The organism is Ciceribacter ferrooxidans (assembly GCF_004137355.1).
Lineage (GTDB): Bacteria > Pseudomonadota > Alphaproteobacteria > Rhizobiales > Rhizobiaceae > Allorhizobium > Allorhizobium ferrooxidans.
Genome location: NZ_SDVB01000072.1, coordinates 1 through 353 on the forward strand (window position 1 = coordinate 1; position 353 = coordinate 353).

Annotated in this window: 1 protein-coding gene; it reads right to left on the reverse strand. The window is 43.1% G+C overall.

The window, feature by feature from the left end; genetic code table 11:
- Positions 1 to 353 (reverse strand): hypothetical protein (locus EUU22_RS01855; RefSeq protein WP_165351046.1); only part of this gene is annotated, 353 nt, incomplete at both ends.

A 353-nucleotide genomic window follows, 5' to 3' on the forward strand; every position in this document is an offset into this window, starting at 1 on the left:
TTACATCTGAAAATTTATTAGAGGAGTAATCCACCAGGAGACATCTCTGTCCAGGTCTATATGGGATCGTTTCAAATTGGGTTATGAACCTCTGGTTCGGCTTCAGGGAAGGTACAGCGAACGAAAGAGGGGCTTTCAGTAGGCCACTGCCTTCTGCAGTTAGCACACTGCTTGTAACTTCTTCTTCAAGTGGATTGGAAAATATAACATCGACAGTCATAGGCTTATTTACAGTGGGATTTCCAGAGATCCTCAATAGTATAGGTGGATTCTTCATTGTAGCCACTTTATCAAAAATAAGATGTCCTCCGTTCTTGTCCTCACACACTGCCACCAACTGGATCATGTTGTCG